The following is a 26,692-nucleotide window of genomic DNA, read 5'->3' on the forward strand; positions in this document are numbered from 1 at the left end:
AGTTATTATTTACGCAACGGAAGCGGCCACACACGTCCGGCGGGAAGGGAGCACCGATGGTTGATAAAAAGCAGATTTCCAAGCTCTACTCAGCCGCAAAGCTATCCGAAACCGAGCAAAGCGTACTCGAATACCTGCTCAACAATATCGACACCCTCGATGATATTGGCATAAAACCCGTCGCCATGGCATGCTTTACCAGCATGACGACAGTCATCAGGCTTTCGAAAAAGCTCGGCTACCGTGGCTACCGCGAAATGATGTACGATCTCAAGCACCTTCAGCATGTCTCCCGCGAAATGAATCAATCACTCAAAGACAGTAGCGTCCACTTCGTATGCCACACCGGAGATGTAGACGTATTCATCGCCGCACTGCATCGCAACAGAATGATCGGAGTAAACGGAGAGGGCTTCTCACGCATCGTTGCGCAGTACATGGCGACCAAGCTCGTTGGACTTGGCTTTTTGGCCGTCATACAGGACTTCCTAGAAACCGATCAGTTTGTCGAATCCAACCGAAATACGCTCAGCTGCATGATGCTCATATCCAAATCGGGCCAGACAGAAGCCATCCTGGAAACCGCAAGGGCATGCCACGACGCGGGCATTACGACCCTCGCGTTTACCGGCAACGAAGACAGCGAGCTCGCCAAGACGGCAGACGCGATCTTTACGATACATGACGATCACCCAATGGATCTTAAGAACGTTAAGCCTAACTGCTTTACCGGAAGTTGTATTCTCGCATTCGAAGAACTATTGAGTATCTGCCTTGACAATCTAAAACAAGAAGGCTTGGCTCCCTAAATCATGCGATAGGAAGCCAAGCCCTAGAATTGCGCTATGCAATTGAAAGCCACTTGCGCGTTTTACTCGTCACCGAGAACTTCGTGCACCTCAGAAGCGACTTCGCCGACACGAGGACCGTAAATGACCTGGATTGCCTTGTCGCTCAGGCGGATAACGCCCATAGCTTCAAGATTCTTGGTGAACACCTCGTCGTCTGGAACCTTAGAACCATCCTTGACAATCACGCGAAGACGTGAGATGCAGTTGTCAAGATCATCAATGTTGTCGGCTCCACCAAGCGCTTCGACAATGCCAACAGCAAGCGCGCTGTCCTTGGTCGCACGGCCCTGGACTGTCTTCTCGGGAGTGCTATCAGACTCGCCCTTTGCCTCAGCGGCCTTTGCCTCGAACTCGGCTCTGCTGTTGATCAACTCAATATCGTCACCATCGTCTCGACCGGGCGTCTTGATATCGAACTTAGTAATAAAGAACCGGAAGAGGAAGAAAGCTGCCAGGAAAAAGGCGGGGAGCAGAATAAGGTACGGAAGCAGATTAAGCTTCTCGGGGCGGAATAAGAATGGGATCAGGTCCTTGATATTTCCCTGGTACACCGAAACGCCCATTGCCTCCGAGAGAACTTCACCCAGTCCGGAAAGCGGAGCGTAAACGCCAAAGTAGAGCCAGGGGGCGGCAAACAGGAACGTAAAGAGAATAGGCTCCGTAACGCCAAAGAAAACAGTCGAAATCACTGTGGGGATTAAAAGACCAGCAACCTTCTTGCGGTTCTGGGGCTTGGCACAAGACCACATAGCAAGGGCGATGCCCGGGAACAACGCGTAATCGTTAATGCCATAGCCAGCCATGAAGGCCCTAACCAAGAGCTTGTCGCTACTGGGAGAAGCTAGCTGTGCAAGCTGAATAGCGCTATTGCCCACCACGCGCGTTCCGTCGACGACCATGGAGCCGCCAAGCTCAGTCCAATACATGGGCGTCTCGAGCAGCGGATGCAAGCCAAACGGCACAAGGCTCTCGAGCACCCAGCGATAGACAAACGTACCGACCAGACCGGAGCCTTTCACGAACGTCGCAATACCCGAGAAGCATCCACCGATGACGGGCCAAACGAAGTACATGATGCCGCCCAGGACGCCACCGGCGACCAGCGATACAATGGGAACCGTTCGACTGCCCGCAAAAAACGCCAGCGCCGTTGGAAGCTTGGTCTTGTAAAAACGGCCGGTGATCCAGGCGACCAGGCAGCCCACGATAATGCCGCCAAAGACACCAGAGCTGTAGCCAAAAAAGCCGAGCGAGGTAGTGTAGAGTGCGGACTGCTCACTCGCTTGAATGGACGTAAGGCCGACCTTCTGAAGAGCTTCCACCGTTGTATTGTCGGCAGCCAAGCCAGCTGCTCCAAGCAGAATCTCAACCGTCTTGAGCATGGTGAGATAGCAGACAAGGGCAGAAAAGGCAGCCCAGCCCTTCTCTTTGCGAGACAAGGAGAAGGCGCAGCCGACGGCAAACAAAACACCGAGGTTTCCAATGATTACCTCGCCGAGACCCTTAAATACCGAGAAGAACGTAAAGAGCGGCGAAGCGGCATACCAGTCCCAATTAACGCCAAGGGACACAAGGGTCAGTTCGGTCGTAAAAACGCTACCGATACCCAAAAAGAGACCGGAAATGGCAATGAGCGTAATCGGAACGAGCATTGCCTTTCCGAACGATTGGAATTTTTCTTTCATCAATTCCCTCCTCAATGAGCCTCTACAAACGACTATTGCACCCCACGTCCCCACACAGGCGAAACGGAAGACATGTTCGGCAATAGACACAAAGTGATTGTAGAAAGGGGCACACAAAATGCGCATCGGCATCGCGTAATGCGGTTAAATCGACTGACGATTGCAAGTATTTACGAATCCGTAAACGGCAGCAAATAGGCAGCGAACGGCAACCTGCAGCGTAGGACAGTCCCCGCAGGCCGACAATTACCGGTATTTTGGCTCATATTTATTGAATTGTTGCTCGCCCAAAAGCGCGGAGCATCAACGCGCCCCTAAGCCAACCCCAGCAATATGCCCGCCGAATGCACGACAAACGCCACGATCCAGGCGACCGTCACCTGAAACGCGAATACGGCCACGGCATAGCGCGCGCCCAGCTCACTCTTGACGGCGCCGATTGCCGCCACGCAAGGCGGGTACAGCAGCGTAAAGACCAAAAACACGTAGGAGGTAAACGGCGAGAACATAGTCGACAGCGCCGCGGGCGAGGTTGCACCCAAAAGCACCGTCAGGGTCGAGATGACGCTCTCCTTGGCAATAAGTCCGGTGACGAGCGCCGTCGATGCGCGCCAGTCACCAAACCCAAGCGGCGCCAGCACCGGCGCGATGATGCTACCAAGGCCCGCAAGGAGGCTTTGCGACTGATCAGCGACCACGTTAAAGCGAATGTCGAACGTCTGGAGGAACCAGATGACCACGGTAGCGGCAAAGATGATGGTGAAGGCCTTGGTGATAAAGTCCTTGGCCTTATCCCATGCCAGCATCACCGTCGTCTTGACGCTCGGTAGGCGGTAATTGGGAAGCTCCATGATAAACGGCACCGGGTCGCCCTTAAATGCCGTGCGGTTGAGTACCAGGGCCGCGACGCAGCCGACCGCGATGCCGATCAGATAGAGCGAGACCATGGCAGGAACCGTCGCCTGCGGGAAAAACGCCCCGCACAGCAGGCCGTAGACCGGCAGCTTGGCCGAGCAGCTCATGAACGGCGTGAGCATAACCGTCATCTTGCGGTCGTGCTCGGACGGCAGTGTGCGGGTCGACATGATTGCCGGCACGGTGCAGCCAAAACCAACGAGCATGGGCACGAAGCTACGGCCCGACAGGCCAAAGCGGCGCAGCACCTTATCCATGACAAAGGCCACGCGCGCCATGTAGCCGGAGTCTTCCAGAATGGAGAGGAACAAGAAGAGCACGACGATGATCGGCAGGAAGGTCAGCACGCTGCCCACGCCCGTAAGGACGCCGTCGACGGCGAGCGAACGCACCACGTCGTTGGTGCCGAACGCCTTGAGGCCCGCATCGGCCGAGGCGATGATGGCGGCGATGCCGTCCTCCATAAGTCCCTGCAACGCCGCGCCGATCACGCCAAACGTCAGCCAAAAGACGAGGCCCATGATCACCAGAAACGCCGGAATGGCCGTGTAGCGACCCGTCAGGATGCGGTCGATCTTGACGGAGCGCACGTGCTCGCGGCTCTCGTGCGGCTTGACGACGCAGCGCCCGCACACGTCGCCGATAAAGCTAAAGCGCATATCGGCCAGCGCGGACAGGCGGTCGGTACCCGCCTCGCCCTCCATCTGAGTGATGATGTGCTCAATGGCGTCGAGTTCGTTGCGGTCCAGGTGAAGCGCCTCGGTTACCAGCTCGTCGCCCTCAACCAGCTTGGTCGCTGCAAAACGCACGGGAATGTGCGCCGTCGCAGCATGGTCCTCGATAAGGTTGGCAATGCCGTGGATGCAGCGATGCAGTGCACCGCCGTCCGAGCCATCGGGTGCGCAGAAGTCCAGGCGGCCGGGACGTTCGCGGAACCGTGCCACATGCAGGGCATGGTCAACCAGCTCGCCGATACCCTCGTTGCGCGCGGCGCTAATGGGAACAACGGGCACGCCCAGCAGGCTCTCGAGCAGGTTGACGTCCACGGCGCCGCCGTTTGCCGTCACCTCGTCCATCATGTTGAGCGCGATGACCATGGGGCGATCGAGCTCCATAAGCTGCAGCGTCAGATACAGATTGCGCTCGATGTTGGTAGCGTCGATGATGTCGATGATGGCGTCGGGATGCTCATCCAGGATAAACTGGCGGCTCACGATCTCCTCGCCCGTGTACGGCGACAGGGAGTAAATGCCGGGCAGGTCGGTAACGCTTGCCTCGGGGTGGTTGCGGATGGTGCCATCTTTGCGGTCGACCGTCACGCCGGGAAAGTTACCAACGTGCTGGTTGGAGCCCGTAAGCTGGTTGAACAGCGTGGTCTTGCCGCAGTTTTGGTTACCGGCGAGGGCAAAATGCAGCGGTGCGCCCTCGGGCACGGCCGTCTTGGCAGCACGAGGCGAATACGTCCCCTCGCCCAGTGCCGGGTGATCTGTCGTGCCGATTGCGGCGTTGGCGCGCGGACCCATATCGGTGTCGTGAACACCCACGAGCTCGATGCGAGCAGCATCGTCCTTGCGCAGCGTCAACTCATAGCCACGCAGGCGAATCTCGAGCGGGTCGCCCATGGGGGCGTATTTCATCATGGTGACTTCGGTGCCCGGCGTTAGGCCCATGTCCAAAATATGCTGTCGGAGTGCCTGGTCGTCCGATGCCACCGATGCGACAACGGCGTCCTTTCCTATCTCGAGTGTATCGAGCTTCACGTCCGTGTTCCTCCCCCGGCGCCCACAGGGCGTTGCATTTTGTTTACCTTGGCCAACCGTTTGCCAAGGCTAACCAATTTAACCATGCATGATAGCGCGAACATGCAACGACGTTCAATCGACAGATTGGCGCAGGGGGGATTCTGGGCCATTGCTTCCCAGACGGGCCTGCTGCGGAAACCGAATCCCACTCCGGAACACCTAAACGGGATGGGCTTTCCGGTTGAGGCATCTAGCGGAAACTGCAGCCCGGAATCGGCGCTCAGACTGGGATGCAATTTCCCAATGGAGCCCTCGGGGAAACTGCGGCCCGGAATCTGCTCTCGAAACGGGACGCGGTTTCCCCGAGGACCGAAGCAGCCGCCCGCCCCTCGACAAAATGATCCGTTCCCTCCGTCGCATGCGGAACATCCAAGGAGTGTCCCAGGGTGCCGGCACAATAGGAACGTCCCCAGCTGCCGGCAGCATTTCGCCGCAACAACAAAAGCCCGCGCTGGCAACAAATGTCACCTGCGCGGGCTTGGTGGGCGCTCACAAAGGCACGTTACAGAGGCCCACGTCAGTTATGGATTACCGAACGGCACCGGCACGCGATGCCTCCGTCGGCTTACCAAGCGATGAAGCTTGCCGCAGTCTTAGACTATCGGCGCAATGCCGGCAAAGTGCAGATACAGCGAAATGATTGCCACGACAATGACCACCGCTGCGATCAGCTTGTCGTGCAGATGCGGAAGCACCGGTTTACCGCGGCCTCGCTCGCCCAGCATATAAACGGGAATGGCCGGAGCAAAAAGAATCGTCGTGATCATAACGCCCTGAAGACCCGTCGACCACACCAGGAACAATGTGTAGATGAAGCCGAGCGTACCGAAGAAGCGGGCTTTGCCGACGCTGGGCGCATGCGGCCCGTCCAGATGCTCGTTCTTCCAGCCAATCACCATGTAATAGGCAGCCGAGCAGACATACGGAACCAGAATCGTGTTGACTGCGCAGCTATAGAAGAACTGGTAGGTGCTCGCCGCCACATACGACACGATCAAGAAGAGCTGCGTAATGCCGGAGCTCACGAGAACCGTTACCACCGGGGCGTCGTGCTTGTTCGTCTTGGCAAACGCCAGCGGGAAGGATCCCTGGCGCGCCGCCTCGAACGGCGTCTCGGACGCAATGATGACATAGCCCAGCAGCGCGCCGACCAACGAAAGGATAACGCCAAGGTTTACGATGGCAGCACCAACCGGACCGATTGCGCACTCGAGAATTCCCGCCATGGAGGGCGTTGCAAGCTGTGCCATCTCCTCTCGCGGCATAATGCCGAGCGACAGCATAGAAATAATCAAATACAGGACAAAGACCGCCGCAAATCCGAGCGCCGTCGAGCGACCGACGTCACGCACGTACTTTGCGCGGCCCGAGATGACAACGGCGCCCTCGATGCCCGTGAAGACCCAGACAAGGGCAATCATGGTCGAGACAACCTGCTCGCCAAAGCCAGGACCAGCCGGCTCTCCCCAGAAGTTGTCCATAAAGATATCGACGTTGAACTTGCCCAGGAGCACAATGCTCAGCACAAAGAGTCCCAGCGGCACCAGCTTCGCCAAGGTGACAATCGTGTTAATGCCCGCAGCCTCCTTAACGCCACGAAGCACAAGGGCGGTAAGGAACCACAAAAACACGCTGGCGCAGACGATAGAAAGCAGGTTGTTGCCCGCGCCAAACGCAGGGAAGAAATAGCCCAGCGCGCTAAACAGCAAAAGTGCAAAGCTCACGTTGGAAAGGCATGCGCTGATCCAGTAGCCCCAGGCGGAGTTGAATCCAATGTAATCGCCAAAACCGGCCGCAGCGTATGCATAGATGCCACCGGTCAGGTCGGGACGGGCTTGAGACAAACCGTTGAACACCATCATCAACGCAAAGACGCCAATAAAGCAAATTCCCCACGAGACGATAACCGCACCGGTATTGGCTCCGCCTGCCGCCATATCGCCGGCAAGAGAAAAGATACCGCCGCAGATGCTCGCAGTGATGACCATCATGGTCAGACGGAAGAGATCCAGACCATTGGGGTCGATAATCTCGTCGTTAGAAGTTTTAGAGGCCATTGTATGTGCACCCCCTTCATCATGTGATCGAACGAAAGATGGCCCGGACGTCCCGAATCGGGTGCCGGGCCATCGGTCAAGCGATCATCAGACTGTTACAGCTATCGCGTTAGAAGCGCAGCGACAGGCAAGAAAGGCCGCCGTCGACCTTGCGATACTCGGAGGTGTCGACGACGAGTGTCTTGTAGCCCAGATCCTGCACGGCCTTGAGCACAGTCGGATAGCCCTCGGCAACGATGACCGTACCGTTGACCCAGATGCAGTTGGCGCCGTACGCCTCGTCCTCGGGCACGACGATCTTGTTGTACTGGGCAAAGTCAGGCTTATCGATGAACTCACCAGAGACGAGCATGTTGTTGTCCTCGATGTAGTTGACGCCCGTCTTGAGGTGCAGGACCTCCTCCAGCGGAACCTCAGAACCCTCGAGGCCCCAGCCCTCGAGAATCTCACAGAACTGGCGAATGCCCTCTTCGTTGGTACGAGCGGAGCGACCGACGTAGAAATGGTCACCGACCATCATGACGTCGCCGCCGTCAAGCGTGCCCGGAGAAACGATGTGCTTGACATGCTCGTCGTCAAAGAAGCGACGGACGGCCGGCTCAATCTCGTCCTTCTCGCCGTTGCGGCTATCGGCGCCGGGGTTGGTAATGATGGCGCCGCAGCGAGTGATAACGGCCGGATCTTCGACGAAGCAGCTGTCGGGATACTGCTCGAGTGCCGGCAGCACCGACACGTCAACGCCGCACTGCTCGAGCGCATGCTCATAATCGTAGTGCTCCTCGATGGCGCGCTCGTAGATGGGCTGGCCAAGCTCGGGGGCACTCGTGATGCCATTGCTCAGGGACTTGCCGGGGCGGCGGATGATGACGTGGCTGAACTTGGTCATGATGATCCTCCTTGGATCTCTTAGCAGAGAGCGGGACTTCTTCGCGCCCGCCTTCCTTTCGATGGCTTTATCTTAGGGCGGTTTTCCTGTTTTGTATATTGTATACAATCCTGAACGGTAGGTATTCTTCGGTAAGCGTATTCTTACGTATCGGCGCAAAGTAGCATGATTTAGCCGGTCGTTCTATAATTCAACTGAGCTATTCAAGTGAAACGTATTTGCTTTTAGAAATATACCGTTAAGGAACATAGGCTCATGGAAACGCTCAGAAAGCCCCTGAAGGACCACGTATACGACTATATTTCGAGCCGTATTGACGCCGGCGAGCTTTCGGCCGGCGACCGGCTGAGCGAGCAGGCGATCTGCGATGCCATGGGCGTGTCGCGCACGCCGGTCCGCGAAGCGCTCATCCAGCTCGCAAGCGACGGCTATCTGGACAATCTCCCCCGCCGCGGATTCCGCGTCCGTGGGTTCGATCAGCAAAACGCCGTTGAAGTCTTTGAGATTATGGGGCCGCTCGACGGGCAGGCCGCATATCTCGCCTGTCCGAATCTAACTGACGACGATATTACGCAGCTGAAATTTCTCGTCGGCTCCATGGACCTCGCGATCCAAGGCGGTCTCATCCGTAAGTATGACGACATTCAGCGAGACTTTCACCTTACGTACTTCAACCGCTGTGGCAACGACCGTCTGCGCGATATGATCTCGCAGCTCGAGCGTTGCTTTATCAAGCGCGATTACGAGACTGTTGACCAAGAGACGGCTTGCAAACTGCTCAATAAAGCCAACAACGAACATGCTCATATTCTTGAGTTGTTCGAAGCACGAGACGCGACGGGCGTGCGCGACTACGTTCGCGATGTCCATTGGAACACGGAAAACGCCCAGTTCACCGTTTGGTAGAAATACAACAAGGAAAGCTATCAGACGCCCATCTCACGAGAGTGGATAATCCCCCGTTTTTGTCGAAAAGCAGACCAAAAAATGGGAGATTATCCACTCTCGTGCTGCGCGGTCTAGAAACCGTGGCGCTCCAGGAAGCGGAAGGCTAGGCGGATCCAGGGACGGACGGAAACCTGCTTGTCCTCGTTGTCGACCGCGGTGTTGGCGTTACCGAGCGAAAGGCCGTGGCCGCCCTGGTCAAAGACGTGCATCTCGCATGCGACGCCCTCCTCGGCCATGCGCTGCGCAAACGGGTAGACCTGCGCGACCGGCGCCGTCTTGTCGTCCGAAACGCCCCACACAAAGGTCGGGGGCATCTGGCGCGAAACGTGCGTGGTAGGGCAAATGTCGGCCAGGTGCTCATCGGTCGCCTCGCCGCCCGTCACCATCGACAGATAGTCGTTGAGCAAATCGCGCCCTGTCTTGCCACCCGTCTTGGGCACGCGCAGGTCGATGCGCGGGTCACGCGTCTGCATATCGCGCACATAGGCAAGGTCGAGCAACGGATAGCCCAGCACCACGGCGTCGGGACGAATATCCTCCGGACGAGCCCCGGCAAGGCCCGCGAAAGGTCCGGTCTTCCACTGCGTTGCCAACGAGGCGCAGATCATGCCGCCCGCCGAGAAACCCACGATGCACACGCGCTTGGGATCGACATGCCACTCGTCGGCGTTGGCGCGAACCGTGGCGACCATCTTGGCAAGGTCTGCCTGCGGGTGAGGAAAGCTCACGTCGCCCGTGCCACTTGTCACATAGTTGAGCACAAAGGCCTGGTAGCCGCGGTCCAAAAACGCAAACGCCACGGGATCCTGCTCATGCGGAGCGATATGCGTAAACGCACCTCCGCCGCAGATAATCACGGCAGGGCGGCGGCCATTCGGCTTATCGGGCAGCGGCTCGGCACCCAAATACGTAAACGTCGCCGGATACTCCTCGGTCGGCTCCTCGCCCCACAGCGCATGGTTCTCGACAATCATATGTGCTCCCTTCGCGCAGATTATGCGCCCTTGTTTTTCGCGTCTAAGCGTACCCCACTTGAGCCCGTGGCGAAGAAACACTCCAGCAATAAGTTTCCCTTCAACTGATATATCACATAATCCCAGTTCAGAGGTATCGTTGAGCAGCGTAAAATAGGGGCGTTGACCAAGCCGCGAAACACATATGAAACGTTTCCGGCAAACCAAGCGCGCGATATGCGCCTATTTAAGTTGGAGGCAACTATGGGTCTGCTCGATTCGCTTAAGTCCACCTTCACCTCGACGGGCGAGGCATCCGTTCCGCCCGCAGCAAGCTTCGCCACCCGCGAAGGCGTCATCTACGCCCCCGTCAACGGCGTGCTCGTCAACCTCGATGAGGTTCCCGATGAGACCATCGCCTCGGGTATGCTCGGTCAGGGCTACGGCATCGAGCCCATTACCGGCACCATCTATGCGCCCGCCAACGGCCGCATCGGCGCCACCACCGTCACCAACCACTCCATCGGCATGATCACCGAGGACGGTCTTCGCGTGTTCATCCATGTTGGCCTGGGCACCGTGGAAATGAACGGCAAAGGTTTTGCCCGCTTTGTCGAGATGGGTGACACGGTCAAGGCAGGCCAGCCGCTCATCAGTTTCGACCGCGAGGCCATCAAGGCCGCCGGTCACGAGGACATCGTGACCGTCATCGTCTCCGAGCTCGATCGTCTTAAGAGCATCGACCATGTCGGCGAGTCCGGCACGCTTATCGGCGGCAACCCGCTCGTCAAGCTGGGCGACCCGCTGCTGGTAGCCAAGACCAAGTAGCCAGGCCCCGCGCCACACAGCCAAAAGGCATCTCGTCAAGCGCCCGCGACCATTTGGCCGCGGGCGCTTTTCGTTTGAAAAACCATCCCGTCAATGCCTTATCTGTATAGCCCAAATGAGCCGAGCTGCTAGAATATCGAACTGTATGGATAACTATCATTCAACCGTTATGGGAGGATACGTGAACCGCACCAAAATCGCGCAGCTTTACGCCGATGCCGAGTCGCTTGGCGGCCAGACCGTCACCGTCGCCGGCTGGGTCAAGTCCGTCCGCGACATGAAGAACTTTGGCTTCGTTACGCTCAACGACGGCAGCTGCTTCCGCGATCTGCAAGTCGTCATGAACCGCGAGGCACTCGACAACTACGACGAGATCGCCCATCAAAACGTCTCGGCCGCACTCATTTGCACCGGCACCGTCAAGCTGACCCCCGATGCGCCCCAGCCTTTCGAGCTTTCTGCCACCTCCATCGAGGTCGAGGGCGTCAGCGCCCCGGATTACCCGCTGCAGAAAAAGCGCGCAACCGTCGAGTTCCTGCGTTCCCAGCAGCACCTGCGCCCGCGCACCAACCTGTTCCGCGCCGTGTTCCGCATCCGCTCTGTCGCGGCTGCCGCCATCCACCGCTTCTTCCAGGAGCAGGGCTTTGTCTACGTCAACACCCCTATCATCACCACGAGTGACTGCGAGGGCGCCGGCGAGATGTTCCGCGTGACCACGCTCGACCCCAAAAATCCGCCCCTCACCGAGTCCGGCGAGGTCGACTGGAGCCAGGACTTCTTTGGCAAGCACGCGAGCCTTACCGTGTCCGGCCAGCTCAATGCCGAGAACTTTGCCATGGCCTTTGGCGACGTGTACACCTTTGGCCCCACCTTCCGCGCCGAAAACTCCAACACCACGCGCCACGCCGCCGAGTTTTGGATGATCGAGCCCGAGATGGCCTTCGCCGACCTTAACGACTACATGGATAACGCCGAGGCCATGCTCAAGTACGTCCTTAAGGATGTTATGGCCACCTGCCCCGACGAGCTCAATATGCTCAACAAGTTTGTGGACAAGGGTCTGCTCGAGCGCTTGGACCATGTCGCCAACTCCGACTTCGCCCGCGTCACCTATACCGAGGCCGTCGAAATCCTGGAGCAGGCCGTCGCCGCCGGTCACAAGTTTGACTATCCCGTGAGCTGGGGCATCGACCTGCAAACCGAGCATGAGCGCTTCCTGACCGAGGAACACTTTAAGCGACCGACCTTCGTAACCGACTACCCGGCCGAGATCAAGGCGTTCTACATGCGCATGAACGAGGACGGCAAGACCGTCGCCGCCGCCGACTGCCTGGTTCCCGGTATCGGCGAGATTATCGGCGGCTCCCAGCGCGAGGAGCGCCTGGATCTGCTCGAGGCCCGCATCAAGGATCTGGGTATGAATCCCGAGCAGTACAAGTACTACCTTGACCTGCGCCGCTACGGTTCCTGCAAGCACGCCGGCTACGGTCTGGGCTTCGAGCGCTTGGTGATGTACCTCACCGGCGTGGGCAACATCCGCGACGTCCTGCCGCACCCGCGCACCGTGGGCAACGCCGACTTCTAATCGCCACAGCGCCACCAAACGCGTTCCAGCGCATCACGCCAGCGCCTCTCGGCAAGCCGAGGGGCGCTTTTTTCAACAGCATCCGTCAAGCTTTTGGCAAGTTTTTGGTCAGTTGGGCAGGGCTGTTGAAAACTCGACCCGCCGCTTGCCGACGGCCACCGACCGCCCAGAGTGCTCTGCGCCCCTGGGAAAGCCCCGCGTCCTAGGCTCCATACCGTCGCCACCCAAAACGGAAAGGACGTGGGCGCCATGACCGAAACCGCTGTTGATACTTACGAGACCACGACGAGGGGCGCCGCCTCGATGGCAGCCTATCGCGCCGTTCGCATCCTGCAACTATTAAGCGAAAACACCGGCGAGGACAAGGCCATGCTTTCCGATGAGTTGATCCGGCGCCTCGCCCATCCCGACGACCCCGCCCGCATGCCCATCTCGGCGGCGCGGCGCAGCATCTACACCGCCATCTCCGCACTTCGCCATGCCGGATACGAAATTGAGTACAAGCGCGGCGTGGGCTATCGACTCTTGACCCGTCCGCTCACCGACGAAGAGATCATCCGGCTCCACGGCATGGTCATGCGCAACCGCTCCACGCCCATCGCCATTCGAAAGAGCATGGCGCAGCACCTGGTCGCCATGGCGAGTGCCGACGTTCGCGGCTACCTCGATGCACCCGAGCCTGCTCCAAGCGCAGGCGACAAATCCACCAAGGCCACACGCACGCCCGTCAAGCGCATCGATGCCTGCGAGCTCATCGAGCAGGCCATCGACCACGGAACCACGGTGAGTTTTGATATTTCGAGTGTCACGGCACGCGGAGAGGTCGAAGTGGCACGGATGACACTCCGGCCCTTTGCCATCAAGCAACGAGACGGCATCTCGTATTTGCTGGGAACGGTCTATGACGCGCGAGGCGCCGACGACACGCTGCGTACCGTTGAGATCGGCCGCATGAGAAACGTCACCACACGTCTCCTTGACGGCAAGAAGCTCTTCGCCGTCCTGGACGAGGACGATGCCTCCTCCGCCGCATAAGACCCTCCGCCGCCCATTCGACTACCCGTACCGCCCATCCGATTCTGTATTAAAAAACCCGCCAGGCTGTTGTAAAAATGGACATCAGCGCTACTATAGTTCCACTTGCACTTTGTCCCAGTGCAGTGTTTCCAGCCATTTCTATACTGGGGGTAATGATATGAAGGACATCACCATCAGCCGCAGGAGCCTTCTGGTCTCTGCCGGCCTGCTCGCGCTCGCTCCGCTCGCCGGATGCGGCGGCAACTCTGGTTCCGGCTCCGCTGCCGCCGGTTCCGACTACACCGTCGGCGTTCTACAGCTCACCGAACACTCCGCACTCGACGCCGCCAACGACGGCTTTGTCAAGGCCATCAAGAAGAGCGGTCTCAAGGTCAAGATCGACCAGAAAAATGCCCAGAACGACCAGTCCACGTGTAAGTCCATCGCCGACAAGTTTGTGGGCGACAACGTCGACCTGATCTACGCCATCGCCACGCCTGCCGCGCAGGCCGCCGCCGGCGCCACGGCCGATATCCCCATCGTGGGCTGCGCCATCACCGACTACGCCGCCTCCGGCCTGGTCCAGGACAACGACAGGCCCGGCACCAACGTCACCGGTGCCTCCGACCTCACCCCGGTCGCCGAGCAGCTCGAGATGATGCAGAAGGTCCTGCCCGATGTAAAGAAGGTCGGTCTGCTCTACTGCACCGCCGAGTCCAACTCCGACGTCCAAATCAAGGCCGCCAAGAAGGAACTCGGCAAGCTGGGCCTGGAGTACACCGACTTCACCGTCTCGAGCTCCAACGAGATCCAGTCCGTCGTCGAGTCCGCCGTGAGCAAGGTCGACGCGCTCTACTCCCCCACCGACAACACCATCGCCGCGGGCGCTTCGCAGGTGGGCCAGATCTGCAAGGAAAACAAGCTTCCCTACGTGACTGGCGAGGAGGGCATGTGCATGGCCGGTGGCCTGTTCACCCTCTCCATCAACTACGAGGATCTGGGCTACGCCGCGGGCGAGATGGCCGTCAAGATCCTGAAGGGCGAGGCCAAGCCCGAGGATATGCCGATCAAGCACCTCTCGAGCAAGGACCTGGTCGTCGTCAAGAACGACGAGATGGCCGAGGCTCTGGGCATCGACCTTTCCGCTCTGGACGAGTAACGGCATGCGCGGCGATGTGCCTAGGGCCCATACTCGCGCCGTTGCCGTGTTATTCAATATCTGAGCCACAGGGGCGAACGCCAAAGACCGGCGTTCGCCCTGCTTGTTACGGATGAGACAAAACATCCGGCCACAGCTCTTTCATGCATTGTTACCGCTATCATGGTGACTCACGTGTCCACCCTATCCTAGGAGGTATGAAGCATGCTCATTGCATTGCAGGGCGCCGTTTCGCAGGGCGTCCTCTGGGGCATTATGGTGCTTGGTGTGTTTATCACGTTCCGCCTGCTCGACATCCCCGATATGACCTGCGACGGCAGCTTTGCCCTCGGCGGCTGTGTCTGCGCCGTACTCATCGTCAACAATAACGTCGACCCGCTGCTCGCCGTGCTTGCCGGCATGTGCGCCGGTGCCATCGCCGGTGCCGTCACGGGCATTTTGACCACCGTCTTTGAGATCCCCGCAATCCTTGCCGGAATCCTAACGCAGATCAGCCTGTGGTCCATCAACCTGCGCATCATGGGCAAGTCCAACACGCCCATCCTCGCCAAGGGCACCATCTTCTCGTCCGTCAGCAACATGACCGGCCTGCCGCAGTCCACCGTTGCCATTATCTTGGGCATCTTGCTCGCCGTGGCTATCGTTGCCATCCTGTATTGGTTCTTTGGCACCGAGATCGGCTCGGCACTGCGCGCTACCGGCAACAACGAGTACATGATCCGCGCCCTGGGCGTCAACACCAACTCCACCAAGATGATCGCCCTCGTGCTCTCCAACGCCCTCATCGGCCTCTCTGGCGCGCTTATCTGCCAGAGCCAAAAGTATGCCGACATTGGCATGGGTACCGGCGCCATCGTTATCGGTCTTGCCGCTATTGTTATCGGCGAGGTGCTCGGCCGCCTGCTGCCCGGCGGTCTCACGCAGTTTAGCGTCCGTCTTGCCTCCGCCGTCTTTGGCTCCGTGGTGTACTTCCTCATCCGCGCCATCGTGCTGCAGTTGGGCATGGACGCCAACGACATGAAGCTGCTCTCCGCCGTGATCGTCGCCGTGGCCCTGTGCGTGCCCGTGGTTTGGGAGCGCTACAAGCTCCGCAGCTCCTATACGAGGGGAGATGAGGCAGATGCTTAAGCTCTCGCACGTCAAGAAGACCTTTAACAAGGGCACCGTCACCGAGAAGCGCGCGCTTACCGGCGTCGACCTTACCCTCAATGATGGCGACTTTGTAACCGTGATCGGCGGCAACGGCGCCGGCAAGTCCACGCTGCTCAATATGATCGCCGGCGTGTATCCGCTCGATTCGGGTGTCATCGAGCTCGACGGCACCGACATCTCGCGCCTGAGCGAGTCGCAGCGCGCAAAGTACCTGGGCCGCGTGTTCCAGGACCCCATGCGCGGCACCGCAGCCGACATGCAGATCGCCGAGAACCTGGCCCTCGCCAAGCGCCGTGGCCAACGTCGCGGTCTTTCGTGGGGCGTCACCAAGGCCGAGAAGGACGAGTACGTTGAGTTGCTCAAGCGCTTGGACCTTGGTCTGGACACGCGCCTCAACGCCAAGGTCGGCCTGCTCTCGGGCGGGCAGCGCCAGGCACTCACCCTGCTGATGGCCACGCTCACCAAGCCGCGCCTGCTGCTGCTCGACGAGCACACCGCGGCCCTCGACCCCAAGACGGCCTCTAAGGTGCTCAATCTGACCGAGGAGATTGTCGACGAGAACCACCTGACCACGCTCATGGTCACGCACAACATGAATGACGCCATCCGTCTGGGCAACCGCCTGATCATGATGCACGAGGGCCACGTGATCTACGACGTGGCAGGCGACGAAAAGAAGTCGCTCACCGTGGCCGACCTGCTGCAGAAGTTCGAGGAGGTCTCGGGCGGCGAGCTCGCCAACGACCGCATGCTGCTGAGCTAAAACCTGCCAAAAAGAGACAGATTTATTTTGGTAGGTTTTACCTGCGCAAACGTTAAAACCGCCGCAAAGGGACAGACACCTTTGCGGCGGTTTTCGCATATTATGTCGATAATCCAGCATCAGCAGGGACCACTGGTTAAGAACTAAGGAAACTGCCATGAGAAGACCTCTTCCCCGTCTTGCCTGACCGCCGCACTCCTTGCCGGCGTGCTCGCCGGCGCCCCAGCTTACGTCACCGCGGCCACCCTATCTCAAGTTATCGGCGCGTCCGATGTGATCGAACGGGCTTCTTGATGGGTATCATGGTTGAACGATCATTAGGAGGTTTTCCCTACATGGAATTGTTTGAGCCAATTCTTCATTTCTTTGCACAACGATGGGTCCACAACATCATCTGGGCCGGTATCTTGGCCATCGGCACCGCCGTTGCCGCCAAAATCGCGTCCAAGACCCTGCACCACCTGCTTAACCGCGATGATAACCCGCTCCCAGCATCGAGCATCTTCATCAACATCACACGCGCCGTCATCTGGATGATCGGCGGCAGCTTTATCCTCGACAACTGTTTTGGCATCAACGCAAACGCCCTCGTCGCCGCTCTTGGCGTCGGCGGCATCGCCATCTCGCTCGGCTTTCAGGACACGCTGTCGAACCTTATCGGCGGTATGCAGGTGACCTTCATGGGCATCATCAAGCCCGGCGACAATATCGAGGTCGGCGGCGTGTCGGGCGTGGTCCAAGACATCACCTGGCGCCACACGACCATCGAGGATGCCTGCGGGCAGACCATCATTGTGCCCAACTCCAACATCTCCAAGAACACGCTCGTGCATCTGATGCCCTTTGGGCGCGTGGCCGTGCCCGTTGCCGTAAAGGACACGTCTAAGTGGGCCTCGCTGGACGCGCTGGCAGATGAGCTTACCGACGCCACCAAGGCCGCGGTGCTTCCCATCTCTGGCTTTGACAAGGAGCCGTACGTGCTCTTTAGCGAGATCGGCGACTTTGGCGTCAAGGGCAAAATCATCTTTATCGTCAGCGACGATAGCACCACCTTCACGGCAGCCGACGCCTGCATTCGTGCCATCGCCCCCATCATCGCCTAAACTACCACAAAGGGGACAGGCACCTTTGTGGTAGTTTCGCATCGTGGTACCATGGTTCATATCGTTGTTTAAACGACTAAGGGAGTAGACACCATGGAAGAGGCCTATCGTCAAGCACGCAAGCGCGGCGAGCAGGGACGCCGTCGCGCCATCAGCCAAAGCGAGCACCCATACCTTACGGACCTCGACAGCTTGGTTGCCCAGCTCCCCTTAGGTCAGCGAGAGAGCGTCGGCCTGCGGGATATTCCGCTCGAAATGGTCGTCGGCACGGTTACCAAGGGCCGTCAGTCTGCCTTTTCGTGCAACTTTATGCCCCTGTTGCCATTTAGCACCGAGTTCGCCCGCAAGTGGTCCAACCTCTACGACATCCAGGTAACCGAGGGCTATCGCGACCCCATCATCGTCACCGAGTTCATGCATCGGTTTTACGTCCAAGAGGGCAACAAGCGCGTCAGTGTCCTCAAATTCCTGGACGCTCCAACGGTTTCGGCTAAAGTCACCCGTCTCTACCCCGGCAAATGGGATTCCGTCGAAAGCCGCCTGTACGGTGAGTTCTGCGCGTTTTGGCGCGTCTGCCCCCTATACGAGATCGAGTTCTCGCGTGAGGGAAGCTACGAAACGCTCGCCAAGATGCTCGGTCAGAACCTTATCGAAAAATGGCCGCAGAAAAAGATCGACTACCTGCGCCATACCTTCCTGCTCTTTAAGCGCGCCTACCTGCGCGCCGGCGGCGACCATCTGGACATTACGCCCGCCGACGCCATGCTCGTCTACCTCAACGTGTACAACCAAGACCGCCTGCTGGACACACCGACGGACATCGTCGTAAACCGTCTGTGTAAGATTTGGCGCGAGTTGGTCATTGCCGGCAAAAGTGATGAGGAGAAGGTCGATCTTGTCGAGGCACCGAGTGTCGATGAGGAAGAGGCGCCCGCCAAGTCCACCTCCGGCGTGCTCAACTTCTTTATGGGCAAGACCGTCTACTCGGCGGCCAACCCCCTGCGCATCGCCTTTATCCATGAGTTCCCCTGTGCGACGTCGAGCTGGGACAGCCTGCACGACCAAGGGCGTCAGTATCTCGATGAGCACTTTGGCGGTATCGTGCACACCGAGGCGTTCGAGGACTGTCACAATCCGGACGTGTTCTACGCCGCCGTGGAAACGGCTGTCAAACATGGAGCTAACGTCGTCTTCTCGACCTCGCACCGCCTGATGGAATACACGCTCAGAGCTGCCGTTGAGTATCCCCAGGTGCGGTTCCTTAACTGCTCTATCGGCCTTCCCCACCAAAGCGTCCGTTCGTACTTTGGCAAGATGTACGAGGCCAAGTTCCTCCTGGGCGCCCTTGCCGCCAGTATGGCGGACAACCACCGTATCGGCTACCACGCGTCGGTCTTCGCCTCGGGCGCGCTTAGCGAGATCAACGCCTTTGCCATCGGCGCCTCGCTGCTCGACCCCCGTGCGCAAATTATCCTGACCTGGGGCGATGTGCCCGCCGGAGGCCTTGCCGAGGCCATGTGCCGCGAAGGCGTGAGCGTCATGACCGGCGCTGACATGTCAAAGTCGCTCGTAGACCCTACGGCCTACGGACTCCACCGCCTGGTCGATGGCAAGGTCGTCGGCATCGCCATGCCGGTCTGGAACTGGGGCCGATACTACGAGCTTATCGTGCGAAGCCTGCTGCATGGCACCTGGGATGAGACCAGTGACGACAGCCAGGTTCGCGCCGTCAACTACTGGTATGGCATGAGCTCGGGCGTCATCGACATTCGCTACGCTCCGGGCCTACCCTATCAGACGCGCAAACTGGTGCAGCTGCTCCGCAATGGCATCGTCGAGGGCTCCATCAATCCATTTGGCGGCGAGCTTCATAGCCAAGACGGCGTGGTGCAGATCGAGGGCTTTCCCCCACTGCCGAGCGCGCAGATTGTCGAGATGAATTGGCTGGCGGACAACGTGGTAGGCACCATTCCGCAGCTCGACGATGAGCCGGGAGTTACCGCCCTATGAAGATCCTTGCCATAGCAGATACCGAAGAACGATGCCTTTGGGAGTGCTTTCGCAAGGAGCGCTTTGAGGGTGTCGACCTGATTCTGTCTGCCGGCGATCTGGACCCGGACTATCTTGAGTTTTTGGTCACCGTCATCAACAAACCGCTCATCTACGTTCGCGGCAACCACGACGACCGCTACGCACGTCATGCACCGGGCGGATGTATCTGCGTGGAAGACAGCGTGTACACGTACCGGGGGATTCGCATTGCGGGCCTTGGCGGGTCCATGCGTTATCGCGACGGCGCCAACATGTACACCGAACGCGAGATGTCCAAGCGCATGCGTAAGCTGTCGCGTAAGGTTAGGATGGTCGGCGGGTGCGACATTCTGCTTACCCATGCACCCGCCGCCGGTATGGGTGATCTGGACGATCTGCCGCATCGAGGGTTTGAGTGCTTTAACACAGCGCTTGAGTCCTGGGGGGCCGACTACATGGTGCACGGGCATGTGCACCAATGCTATGGTCGCGACTTTCAGCGTGAGCGCCAGCATGCATGCGGGACAACAATCATCAACGCGTGCGGCTATACGCAGTTTGAGCTGGATGAAGCGCGCTACCCCATCCGTGGCTGGCAGGCAGCCTGGCTCAACTCGCAAACCATGCGCCGCGAGCTCAAACGCCACGAAGCAATCGAGTCTTCAACCGCCAGAACCCCCTGGTAACTGCCAACAACCACCACGAAGGGGATAGGCACCTTTATGGTGGTTTTGCTGACTCGTCCGACCTGTCCATCACGGTGCTTGTGTAATTAACGAGAACACTCATTGTTTTGTAAGGACGGCGCTCACATGCCGTCTTTTTTTGTCAACTTATGCAGTCTCGACCGTGTTGTATGTAGAGGGACCTCGCGAGACGCCTTCCCTATATCCACCACGACCAATTGGAGGTGACACTATGCCTGCACGCCGTAACCGCAATAGCACGCTCCGATGCGATGCCGATCAGATCGAGCGGGAAGCAAAGCGCTTGGTCGACACGTATTCCGACCTCATCCTTCGATTGTGCTATTCGGCCCTTGGATCCGCTGACGACGCTCAAGACATCTGCCAGGACACGCTGATCAAGATTCTCCAACGCACTCAACCGTTCGACTCGCTCGAACACGAACGTGCTTGGGTGATCCGAGTCGCACTGAACGCATGTCGCGATATCGGCCGTACGCACGCGAATCACCCGGTTGTCGACCTCGATTCGCTCCCCGATTTCTGCGCACCCGTAACACATACCGAGCAAGAATTCGCGCAACGCGACTGCGCCATTCTTTCCGCTGTCACGGCCCTGCCTCAAGCACAGCGCATCGCCATCTTTTTGCACTACTACGCAGGCATGAGCATCAGGGAAATCGCAGACGCCGTTCACGCGACGCCAGCTGCAACCGCCCAGCACCTTAGCCGCGGACGTGCGTCACTTCGGCTTTCCTTGAAAGGAGACCACAATGACTACGAATTCGAATGACTATCGCCACGCCCTGGAGCACATTTCGTTTACCGATAATGCGAAGCAGCACATGGCAAACTCGATTGCTCAGTCCGTCGCCTCGAGCGATGCGGCGACCGCTCAAAGCAACTTTAATGGCACGCGACGCAAGCCGCGCATCGCCCGCCATCCCGTAAGAACAGTCGCTCGCATTGCCGCTGTAACGGCAGTCCTCGCTATCGTCATTGGAGGCGCTGGCACGGCTATGGCAACAGGCGTCCTGCCGCTTCCTTCTGACATGCTTTCCGACATCTTTGACGGACCTGCTTCTCAAACCGAGATCATCGACCGTATTGGCCGGCCCGTCGGTGCTAGCTGCTCCAACAACGGAGTCACCGTGACCGCCGACGCCATCATGGGCGACAAGGATATGGTTACCATCGCCTATACGCTTACGTTCGACGATCCCGCTGCCCTGAAAAAGCTTTCCGAGCCGGGCGAGAACGGAACTATCGCCGGAAGTGTCGATGGAAACGTATACGTTGATGGCGAGCATGGCGGCCAAGGCCAATCATGGCTCATTGACAAGAACCCCAATGACTCCAGCATTCAATACTTTGCACAGTTCAGCGTTGAATCACCCGGCCTTATGGGCAGGACCGTCCGCACGCATATCAACTCTCTCGTTGTGCCACGTGCTGGCAAAGAGCTTCCCGAGTATAAGAAAATACTTACGGGCCCATGGGATCTTAAGTTCCAGCTGAATTACGAAGATACATCCGTTACGATTCCCGCGCCCAAATCGGTCAACTTTAACGGCACCAAGGCGACGATTCAAGAGGCCACCGCATCCTGCGTTGGCGTTTCAGTCCGCTACAACATAGATCGTTCCATCGAACACGACAACAACAGCGGCAAGATGTCTCAAAACATGGAGGAGTCTATGGATGCCGTTGGCAACATACCCCTCATCGTGACGTTCAAAGACGGTCATGTTGAGGACGCAACCAGCCACAGCGGCTATTTCGCAAATAAACTGGATAACGGCACCACTGATGTCCACAAGACCTGGCCGTTCTCGCAAGTTTGTGACACAGACAAGATTGCAAGCGTACAAATTGGCGATACGGTCATTCCCATGAATTCGTAACGCTACGCGGCTCGTATATGCACCCGGTTCCGCACTTCGCGTCTAAAGATGCGCTGTCATCGAGCAGCGTGAGCGCAAGGCCGCCCGTATGGTCGGCTGGGAACACCTCGTTGCGCTAAAAACCACCACGAAGGGGACCGGCACCTTTGTGGTGGTTTTGCTGACTCGTCCGACCTGTCCCAACGGTTTGTCTCAATCTGTAACAGGTAGGGCCCAAATAATCGGTTAGCTGTTACAGATCGAGACAGACCACGGATGCTCAGCCGAAAATCTCAATCTGTAACAGGTAGGAACGATTTTGCCCCTTAGATGTTACAGATTGAGATATTTGACAGCTTGAATCGGCATCGCCTACAGCGCGGCGACGACCTTGTCGCCCATCGTCGTGGTGCCGAGGATCTTATCTGCCGGGGTGTTGACATCGGCGATGTCACGGGTGCGCCAGCCCTCGTCGAGCACGCGCGCCACGGCGCTCTCGATCCACGCGGCTTGCTCGCCCATGTCGAGCGCGTAGGTCAGCAGCATCGCCACCGACAAGATTTGAGCCAGCGGATTGGCCACGCCGAGCCCCGCGATGTCAGGAGCGCTGCCAGCGCTCGGCCCAAACAGCGATACGCCATCATCCAGCGAGGCAGAGGCAAGCATACCGAGCGATCCGGTAATCTGAGCCGCCTCATCGGACAGGATGTCGCCGAACATGTTCTCCGTCACCACGACGTCAAAGTCTGCCGGTCGACTGATGAGCTGCATGGCGGCGTTGTCGACGAGCAGGTCCTCAAGCTCCACGTCGGAGTACTCCTCGTCTTGCACGCGATGCACGATCTCGCGCCACATGCGGCTCGTCTCCAGCACGTTGCGCTTATCAACGCTCGTCACCTTGCCGCGACGTTTGCGCGCCGCCTCAAATGCCTGGCGCGCAATGCGCTCAATCTCGTACTCGCGATACTCCATCACGTCGACCGCACGCTGACCGGCCGCACCCGCAGCGCCCGCGCAGGTCACGGATGCGGGCGCCAAAGTCCCACGGCATGTTGTAGCCCATCGTATCGGGGATGTTCACGACCGTGGCACCGGCCTTTACGGCCGCCTCGATAATGCGCACCAGAAACTCCTGATCGGAGCGGCCGGCATCCTCGGCATAAAACTCAACATCGTCAACGAACTTGCGAGCATGTTTGATGGCATGGATCGCTCACTCAATTGCCCTTTCCTCAGTCATATGGAGCTTGTCGCGCAGGTGACTGGTGCTCACACCCAGCCCTGTATGGATACGGGGCCTCTGGGCCGTTTTGAGCGCCTCTGCAGCCACTTCGATATCCCTGTCGACAGCGCGCGTCAGGCCGCATACCGTGCATCGGTCGCCCGCAATCTTGCCAATCTCCTGTACGGAGCGAAAGTCACCAGGACTCGAGATGGGAAAGCCCGCCTCGATAACGTCCACGTTCATGCGCACCAGCTGGCGGGCGATGAAGAGCTTTTCCTCGGTATTCATGCTGGCGCCCGGCGACTGCTCACCGTCGCACAGGGTGGCGTCAAAGATTGTGATTTTGCGGCTTATATGTTCCTCCTGATTGACCGTTTTATGACAGATGGCTTTCAGGAGAGAGAGAAGGCCTAGAGATAGAAAAATACCCGTGTCGCTCATCACGCCTGAAAGCGGCAGACGATAGCGCACCCGGGTACAACAAATCGTTATAGCGAGATTACAACCCTAGCGCGCTATCCAATCTAGTAGCGCTAGGCCTAGGAGCTGTTGCGTGTTCTTAAACATGTTGGGCTCCCTTCGGCCTCGGGTAGTACTACATCGCGCTAAAGTACAACACAAGTAAAACCACCACAAGGGTGCCTGTCCCCTTCGTGGTGGTTTCGTTGACTCAAAAGCAAGAGACCCGGTCCTGCACGAGGCAGAACCGGGTCTCTTTAGCAATGCTTGCTTTGCTCAGGCAGTAACTGTTAGTTACTCAGCCAGGAAGTCGCGCTGGATAGCGGGATCGACCTTGACGCCAGGGCCCATGGTGGAAGACACGGAGATGGACTTGACGTACTTGCCCTTAGCAGAAGAGGGCTTGACACGCAGGATCTCGGTGTACAGGGCAGCGTAGTTCTCGACGAGCTGCTGCTCAGAGAAGGACTTCTTGCCCAGGGGCACGTGGCAGATGCCGTAGCGGTCGGCGCGGTACTCAACGCGGCCAGCCTTGAGCTCGGAGACCATCTTGGCGACGTCCATGGTCACGGTGCCGAGCTTGGGGTTCGGCATGAGGCCACGGGGACCAAGGATCTTACCGATGCGGCCAACCTTGGCCATCATGTTCGGCGTAGCGATAGCGGCGTCGAAGTTGATCTCGCCCTTCTGAATCTGGGCGACAAGCTCGTCGGAACCGATGATGTCGGCGCCGGCAGCCTCAGCCTCGCGGGCCTTCTCGCCCTCGGCGAAGACGGCAACACGAACGGTCTTGCCGGTGCCGTGGGGCAGGGAGATGGAACCACGGATGTTCTGGTCAGCCTTACGAGTATCGATGCCCAGACGGAAGTGGGCCTCGACGGTCTCGTCGAACTTGGCGGTGTCGAGCTCCTTGATGAGCTTGGCAGCCTGAAGGGGGGTGTAGAGCGTGGCGCGGTCGATCTTCTCGGCAGCGGCGTTATAGCTCTTACCATGCTTAGCCATGTGCATTACCTCCTGTGGTTAAACGGGCGTGAGCCCTCCCACATCGTATCGTGTGCCCTATTGCACACATTTAACGGGCGCCCCGGTCGGAGCACCCGTCATTACCTAAAGAAATCGCTACTCAGCGATGGTGACGCCCATGGAGCGGGCGGTACCGGCGATGATCTTCTTGGCGGCGTCAATGTCGTTGGCATTGAGGTCCGGCATCTTGATCTCGGCGATCTTGGTGAGCTGCTCCTGGGAGAGCTGACCAACCTTGTCGGCCTGGGGCTTAGCGGAACCAGACTTGAGGTTCAGCTCCTTCTTGATGAGGTGAGCCGCCGGCGGGGTCTTGGTGATGAAGGAGAAGGACTTGTCCTCGTAGACAGAGATCTCAACGGGGATGATGTCACCCTTCTTGTCCTGCGTCTCGGCGTTAAAGGCCTGGCAGAACTGCATGATGTTCACGCCAGCGGCGCCCAGGGCGGGGCCGACGGGAGGAGCGGGGTTAGCTGCACCAGCAGGAATCTGGAGCTTAATGACGTTGGCAACCTTCTTCTCAGCCATGGTCATTCCTTTCGAATCACGAGTGTGAAGTACTTGCTATATCGTAAGCACGCACGTGTTAGAAGCACTCCTGAGATGAGCAGTCACAGAAGAAGCACGCTCGCGCGAACGGACGAAAACTTAAGCGATGACAGCGACCTGGTTAAAGTCGAGCTCGACCGGCGTCTCGCGGCCAAAGATCATCAGCGTGACCTTGAGCTTGCCAGCCTCGGTGTTAACCTCGGAGACCTTGCCATCAAAGTCGGTAAGCGGGCCATCGGTGACGCGGACGGACGTGCCGACCTGAATATCAACCGAGGTGCGCTTGGGCGAATCGCCCTTACCGGGACGACGAGTCATCTTGTTGTACTCGTCGCGGGAAAGCGGAGCGGGCTTGCCGTTGCCGCCTAGGAAACCGGTGACGCCGGGCGTGTTGCGAACACACGTCCACGCATCGTCATCCATCTCCATGCGAACCAGGACATAACCCGGAAAGATCTTAGAATCCTTGGTCTCGCGCTTGCCACCCTCTTTGATCTCGGTGACGCGCTCCATAGGAATCTCGATATCAAAGATACGGTCCTGCATGCCCATGGTCTCGATACGATGCTCGAGATCGGACTTTACGCGGTTCTCGTATCCGGAGTAAGTGTGAACGACGTACCAACGCTTAGACATGGTTTAGCCCCTCAATCCAGAGAACAGAGCAAGAGCCTCGCCAAAGCCAGCATCGAGCAGAGCGATGACGACGCCGACGACGACCAGAGAAGCGCAAACGACGACCGAGTAGTTCACGAGCTCCTTCTTATCAGGCCACGTGACACGCTTCATCTCGGACTTGACCGAAGCGAAATACTTCTTGGTGCGGGCGAAGAAACCAGGCTTCTCGTTCTTCTTGGACTTCGCAGCCTTCTCGTTCTTCTTGGCAACGGCCTTCTTGGCCTCAACCTTGGAGTTGGCAGCAGCGTTGTTGGCAGGTGCCGGCTGCTGAGCCTTCTTCTTGTTCTTCTTGTTGGCCATTTGGGTTACCTCCGCGCAATGCGCTTATACATGAGTAAACCGTAAGCCCCCAAGTGGGAGCTTACGGAATAATGACTGGCACGCCAGGAAGGACTCGAACCCTCAACACTCGGTTTTGGAGACCGATGCTCTACCAATTGAACTACTGGCGTATGTG

23 protein-coding genes, 1 tRNA gene and 1 pseudogene are annotated in these 26,692 nt (G+C 58.4%); 13 read left to right on the forward strand and 12 right to left on the reverse strand.

The window, feature by feature from the left end; all coding sequences use genetic code 11:
* Window positions 1-56: 56 nt before the first annotated feature.
* Window positions 57-809, forward strand: coding sequence for a MurR/RpiR family transcriptional regulator (locus DW037_RS00545; protein WP_158550125.1), 753 nt, complete (start codon window positions 57-59; stop codon window positions 807-809).
* Window positions 810-871: 62 nt separating this feature from the next.
* Here DW037_RS00545 and DW037_RS00550 read toward each other — a convergent pair whose 3' ends face one another.
* The 4 genes from DW037_RS00550 to DW037_RS00565 form a co-directional block, all read right to left on the reverse strand.
* On the reverse strand, window positions 872-2,536 hold the full coding sequence (locus DW037_RS00550) for a PTS transporter subunit EIIC (protein WP_158571888.1): 1,665 nt from the start codon (window positions 2,534-2,536) through the stop codon (window positions 872-874).
* Between the two features lie 314 nt (window positions 2,537-2,850).
* Window positions 2,851-5,211 carry a ferrous iron transport protein B gene (gene feoB, locus DW037_RS00555; RefSeq protein ID WP_117629245.1) on the reverse strand — a complete coding sequence of 787 codons (2,361 nt, stop codon included), beginning with the start codon at window positions 5,209-5,211 and terminating at the stop codon, window positions 2,851-2,853.
* A 635-nt stretch (window positions 5,212-5,846) separates the two neighbouring features.
* Entirely contained in the window at window positions 5,847-7,310 is a 1,464-nt protein-coding gene (locus tag DW037_RS00560) for a basic amino acid/polyamine antiporter (protein ID WP_117583088.1), read from the reverse strand.
* Between the two features lie 109 nt (window positions 7,311-7,419).
* Complete coding sequence (locus DW037_RS00565; RefSeq protein WP_117583089.1) at window positions 7,420-8,196, reverse strand: dimethylarginine dimethylaminohydrolase family protein; 777 nt, start codon at window positions 8,194-8,196, stop codon at window positions 7,420-7,422.
* Window positions 8,197-8,451: 255 nt separating this feature from the next.
* Between DW037_RS00565 and DW037_RS00570 the strand changes: the two genes are divergently transcribed.
* Entirely contained in the window at window positions 8,452-9,102 is a 651-nt protein-coding gene (locus DW037_RS00570) for a GntR family transcriptional regulator (protein WP_117583090.1), read from the forward strand.
* A gap of 113 nt (window positions 9,103-9,215) precedes the next feature.
* On the opposite strand, the gene DW037_RS00575 is transcribed toward DW037_RS00570, so the two are convergent.
* Window positions 9,216-10,118, reverse strand: coding sequence for an alpha/beta hydrolase (locus DW037_RS00575; protein WP_118372629.1), 903 nt, complete (start codon window positions 10,116-10,118; stop codon window positions 9,216-9,218).
* Between the two features lie 243 nt (window positions 10,119-10,361).
* On the opposite strand from DW037_RS00575, the gene DW037_RS00580 reads away from it, so the two are divergent.
* The 11 genes from DW037_RS00580 to DW037_RS00630 all read left to right on the forward strand — a co-directional run bounded on the left by DW037_RS00580 (window position 10,362) and on the right by DW037_RS00630 (window position 22,325).
* Window positions 10,362-10,925 (forward strand): PTS glucose transporter subunit IIA, encoded by a 564-nt coding sequence (locus tag DW037_RS00580; RefSeq protein ID WP_229057941.1) that lies wholly within the window; start codon window positions 10,362-10,364, stop codon window positions 10,923-10,925.
* Between the two features lie 181 nt (window positions 10,926-11,106).
* Window positions 11,107-12,510, forward strand: coding sequence for an asparagine--tRNA ligase (gene asnS / locus DW037_RS00585; RefSeq protein ID WP_118372630.1), 1,404 nt, complete (start codon window positions 11,107-11,109; stop codon window positions 12,508-12,510).
* A 249-nt stretch (window positions 12,511-12,759) separates the two neighbouring features.
* On the forward strand, window positions 12,760-13,545 hold the full coding sequence (locus DW037_RS00590) for a hypothetical protein (RefSeq protein ID WP_118372631.1): 786 nt from the start codon (window positions 12,760-12,762) through the stop codon (window positions 13,543-13,545).
* A gap of 160 nt (window positions 13,546-13,705) precedes the next feature.
* Window positions 13,706-14,686 (forward strand): ABC transporter substrate-binding protein, encoded by a 981-nt coding sequence (locus DW037_RS00595; protein ID WP_118372632.1) that lies wholly within the window; start codon window positions 13,706-13,708, stop codon window positions 14,684-14,686.
* A 204-nt stretch (window positions 14,687-14,890) separates the two neighbouring features.
* On the forward strand, window positions 14,891-15,814 hold the full coding sequence (locus DW037_RS00600; RefSeq protein WP_118334752.1) for an ABC transporter permease: 924 nt from the start codon (window positions 14,891-14,893) through the stop codon (window positions 15,812-15,814).
* Window positions 15,807-16,601, forward strand: coding sequence for an ABC transporter ATP-binding protein (locus tag DW037_RS00605; protein WP_022093887.1), 795 nt, complete (start codon window positions 15,807-15,809; stop codon window positions 16,599-16,601). The genes DW037_RS00600 and DW037_RS00605 overlap by 8 nt, the downstream gene beginning before the upstream one ends.
* A 335-nt stretch (window positions 16,602-16,936) precedes the next feature.
* Window positions 16,937-17,704 carry a mechanosensitive ion channel family protein gene (locus tag DW037_RS00610; RefSeq protein ID WP_117736547.1) on the forward strand — a complete coding sequence of 256 codons (768 nt, stop codon included), beginning with the start codon at window positions 16,937-16,939 and terminating at the stop codon, window positions 17,702-17,704.
* Between the two features lie 93 nt (window positions 17,705-17,797).
* Window positions 17,798-19,714: a BMP family ABC transporter substrate-binding protein gene (locus DW037_RS00615; RefSeq protein WP_118372633.1), complete on the forward strand. Its 1,917-nt coding sequence runs from the start codon at window positions 17,798-17,800 to the stop codon at window positions 19,712-19,714.
* A complete protein-coding gene (locus DW037_RS00620; protein WP_117817093.1) occupies window positions 19,711-20,421 on the forward strand; it encodes a metallophosphoesterase in 711 nt (236 codons plus the stop codon). The genes DW037_RS00615 and DW037_RS00620 overlap by 4 nt, the downstream gene beginning before the upstream one ends.
* Before the next feature lie 232 nt (window positions 20,422-20,653).
* Window positions 20,654-21,214 (forward strand): RNA polymerase sigma factor, encoded by a 561-nt coding sequence (locus tag DW037_RS00625; RefSeq protein WP_117583099.1) that lies wholly within the window; start codon window positions 20,654-20,656, stop codon window positions 21,212-21,214.
* A complete protein-coding gene (locus DW037_RS00630) occupies window positions 21,195-22,325 on the forward strand; it encodes a DUF4179 domain-containing protein (protein ID WP_118372634.1) in 1,131 nt (376 codons plus the stop codon). The genes DW037_RS00625 and DW037_RS00630 overlap by 20 nt, the downstream gene beginning before the upstream one ends.
* A gap of 351 nt (window positions 22,326-22,676) precedes the next feature.
* Here the strand turns inward: DW037_RS00630 and DW037_RS00635 are convergent, their stop codons facing one another.
* From DW037_RS00635 to DW037_RS00665, 7 genes and pseudogenes are all read right to left on the reverse strand, one after another.
* Window positions 22,677-23,327 carry an isocitrate/isopropylmalate family dehydrogenase gene (locus DW037_RS00635; protein WP_233502585.1) on the reverse strand — a complete coding sequence of 217 codons (651 nt, stop codon included), beginning with the start codon at window positions 23,325-23,327 and terminating at the stop codon, window positions 22,677-22,679.
* Window positions 23,251-23,970, reverse strand: a pseudogene (locus DW037_RS00640) (hypothetical protein). Before DW037_RS00640 ends, DW037_RS00635 begins: the two are co-directional and overlap by 77 nt.
* Window positions 23,971-24,282: 312 nt before the next feature.
* Window positions 24,283-24,990 carry a 50S ribosomal protein L1 gene (rplA, locus tag DW037_RS00645; RefSeq protein WP_089572518.1) on the reverse strand — a complete coding sequence of 236 codons (708 nt, stop codon included), beginning with the start codon at window positions 24,988-24,990 and terminating at the stop codon, window positions 24,283-24,285.
* Between the two features lie 117 nt (window positions 24,991-25,107).
* A complete protein-coding gene (gene rplK / locus DW037_RS00650; RefSeq protein ID WP_022093893.1) occupies window positions 25,108-25,536 on the reverse strand; it encodes a 50S ribosomal protein L11 in 429 nt (142 codons plus the stop codon).
* A 120-nt stretch (window positions 25,537-25,656) separates the two neighbouring features.
* The gene (gene nusG, locus DW037_RS00655) at window positions 25,657-26,193 is read right to left on the reverse strand and encodes a transcription termination/antitermination protein NusG (protein ID WP_006234984.1); all 537 of its coding nucleotides are present in this window, start codon (window positions 26,191-26,193) and stop codon (window positions 25,657-25,659) included.
* 3 nt (window positions 26,194-26,196) lie between these two features.
* Window positions 26,197-26,535 (reverse strand): preprotein translocase subunit SecE, encoded by a 339-nt coding sequence (gene secE / locus DW037_RS00660; protein WP_117635375.1) that lies wholly within the window; start codon window positions 26,533-26,535, stop codon window positions 26,197-26,199.
* A gap of 76 nt (window positions 26,536-26,611) precedes the next feature.
* Window positions 26,612-26,687: transfer RNA gene (locus tag DW037_RS00665), tRNA-Trp, on the reverse strand.
* Window positions 26,688-26,692 lie beyond the last annotated feature (5 nt).

Source organism: Collinsella sp. AF39-11AT, assembly GCF_003474585.1.
Lineage (GTDB): Bacteria > Actinomycetota > Coriobacteriia > Coriobacteriales > Coriobacteriaceae > Collinsella.

What these genes read in the sequence shown, in the direction of transcription:
- DW037_RS00545 (WP_158550125.1), top strand. Translation starts at nt 57, where the DNA reads ATGGTTGATAAAAAGCAGATTTCCAAGCTCTACTCAGCCGCAAAGCTA.
- DW037_RS00550 (WP_158571888.1), bottom strand. Translation starts at nt 2,536, where the DNA reads ATGAAAGAAAAATTCCAATCGTTCGGAAAGGCAATGCTCGTTCCGATT.
- DW037_RS00560 (WP_117583088.1), bottom strand. Translation starts at nt 7,310, where the DNA reads ATGGCCTCTAAAACTTCTAACGACGAGATTATCGACCCCAATGGTCTG.
- DW037_RS00565 (WP_117583089.1), bottom strand. Translation starts at nt 8,196, where the DNA reads ATGACCAAGTTCAGCCACGTCATCATCCGCCGCCCCGGCAAGTCCCTG.
- DW037_RS00570 (WP_117583090.1), top strand. Translation starts at nt 8,452, where the DNA reads ATGGAAACGCTCAGAAAGCCCCTGAAGGACCACGTATACGACTATATT.
- DW037_RS00575 (WP_118372629.1), bottom strand. Translation starts at nt 10,118, where the DNA reads ATGATTGTCGAGAACCATGCGCTGTGGGGCGAGGAGCCGACCGAGGAG.
- DW037_RS00580 (WP_229057941.1), top strand. Translation starts at nt 10,362, where the DNA reads ATGGGTCTGCTCGATTCGCTTAAGTCCACCTTCACCTCGACGGGCGAG.
- DW037_RS00590 (WP_118372631.1), top strand. Translation starts at nt 12,760, where the DNA reads ATGACCGAAACCGCTGTTGATACTTACGAGACCACGACGAGGGGCGCC.
- DW037_RS00595 (WP_118372632.1), top strand. Translation starts at nt 13,706, where the DNA reads ATGAAGGACATCACCATCAGCCGCAGGAGCCTTCTGGTCTCTGCCGGC.
- DW037_RS00600 (WP_118334752.1), top strand. Translation starts at nt 14,891, where the DNA reads ATGCTCATTGCATTGCAGGGCGCCGTTTCGCAGGGCGTCCTCTGGGGC.
- DW037_RS00605 (WP_022093887.1), top strand. Translation starts at nt 15,807, where the DNA reads ATGCTTAAGCTCTCGCACGTCAAGAAGACCTTTAACAAGGGCACCGTC.
- DW037_RS00610 (WP_117736547.1), top strand. Translation starts at nt 16,937, where the DNA reads ATGGAATTGTTTGAGCCAATTCTTCATTTCTTTGCACAACGATGGGTC.
- DW037_RS00615 (WP_118372633.1), top strand. Translation starts at nt 17,798, where the DNA reads ATGGAAGAGGCCTATCGTCAAGCACGCAAGCGCGGCGAGCAGGGACGC.
- DW037_RS00620 (WP_117817093.1), top strand. Translation starts at nt 19,711, where the DNA reads ATGAAGATCCTTGCCATAGCAGATACCGAAGAACGATGCCTTTGGGAG.
- DW037_RS00625 (WP_117583099.1), top strand. Translation starts at nt 20,654, where the DNA reads ATGCCTGCACGCCGTAACCGCAATAGCACGCTCCGATGCGATGCCGAT.
- DW037_RS00630 (WP_118372634.1), top strand. Translation starts at nt 21,195, where the DNA reads ATGACTACGAATTCGAATGACTATCGCCACGCCCTGGAGCACATTTCG.
- rplA (WP_089572518.1), bottom strand. Translation starts at nt 24,990, where the DNA reads ATGGCTAAGCATGGTAAGAGCTATAACGCCGCTGCCGAGAAGATCGAC.
- rplK (WP_022093893.1), bottom strand. Translation starts at nt 25,536, where the DNA reads ATGGCTGAGAAGAAGGTTGCCAACGTCATTAAGCTCCAGATTCCTGCT.
- nusG (WP_006234984.1), bottom strand. Translation starts at nt 26,193, where the DNA reads ATGTCTAAGCGTTGGTACGTCGTTCACACTTACTCCGGATACGAGAAC.
- secE (WP_117635375.1), bottom strand. Translation starts at nt 26,535, where the DNA reads ATGGCCAACAAGAAGAACAAGAAGAAGGCTCAGCAGCCGGCACCTGCC.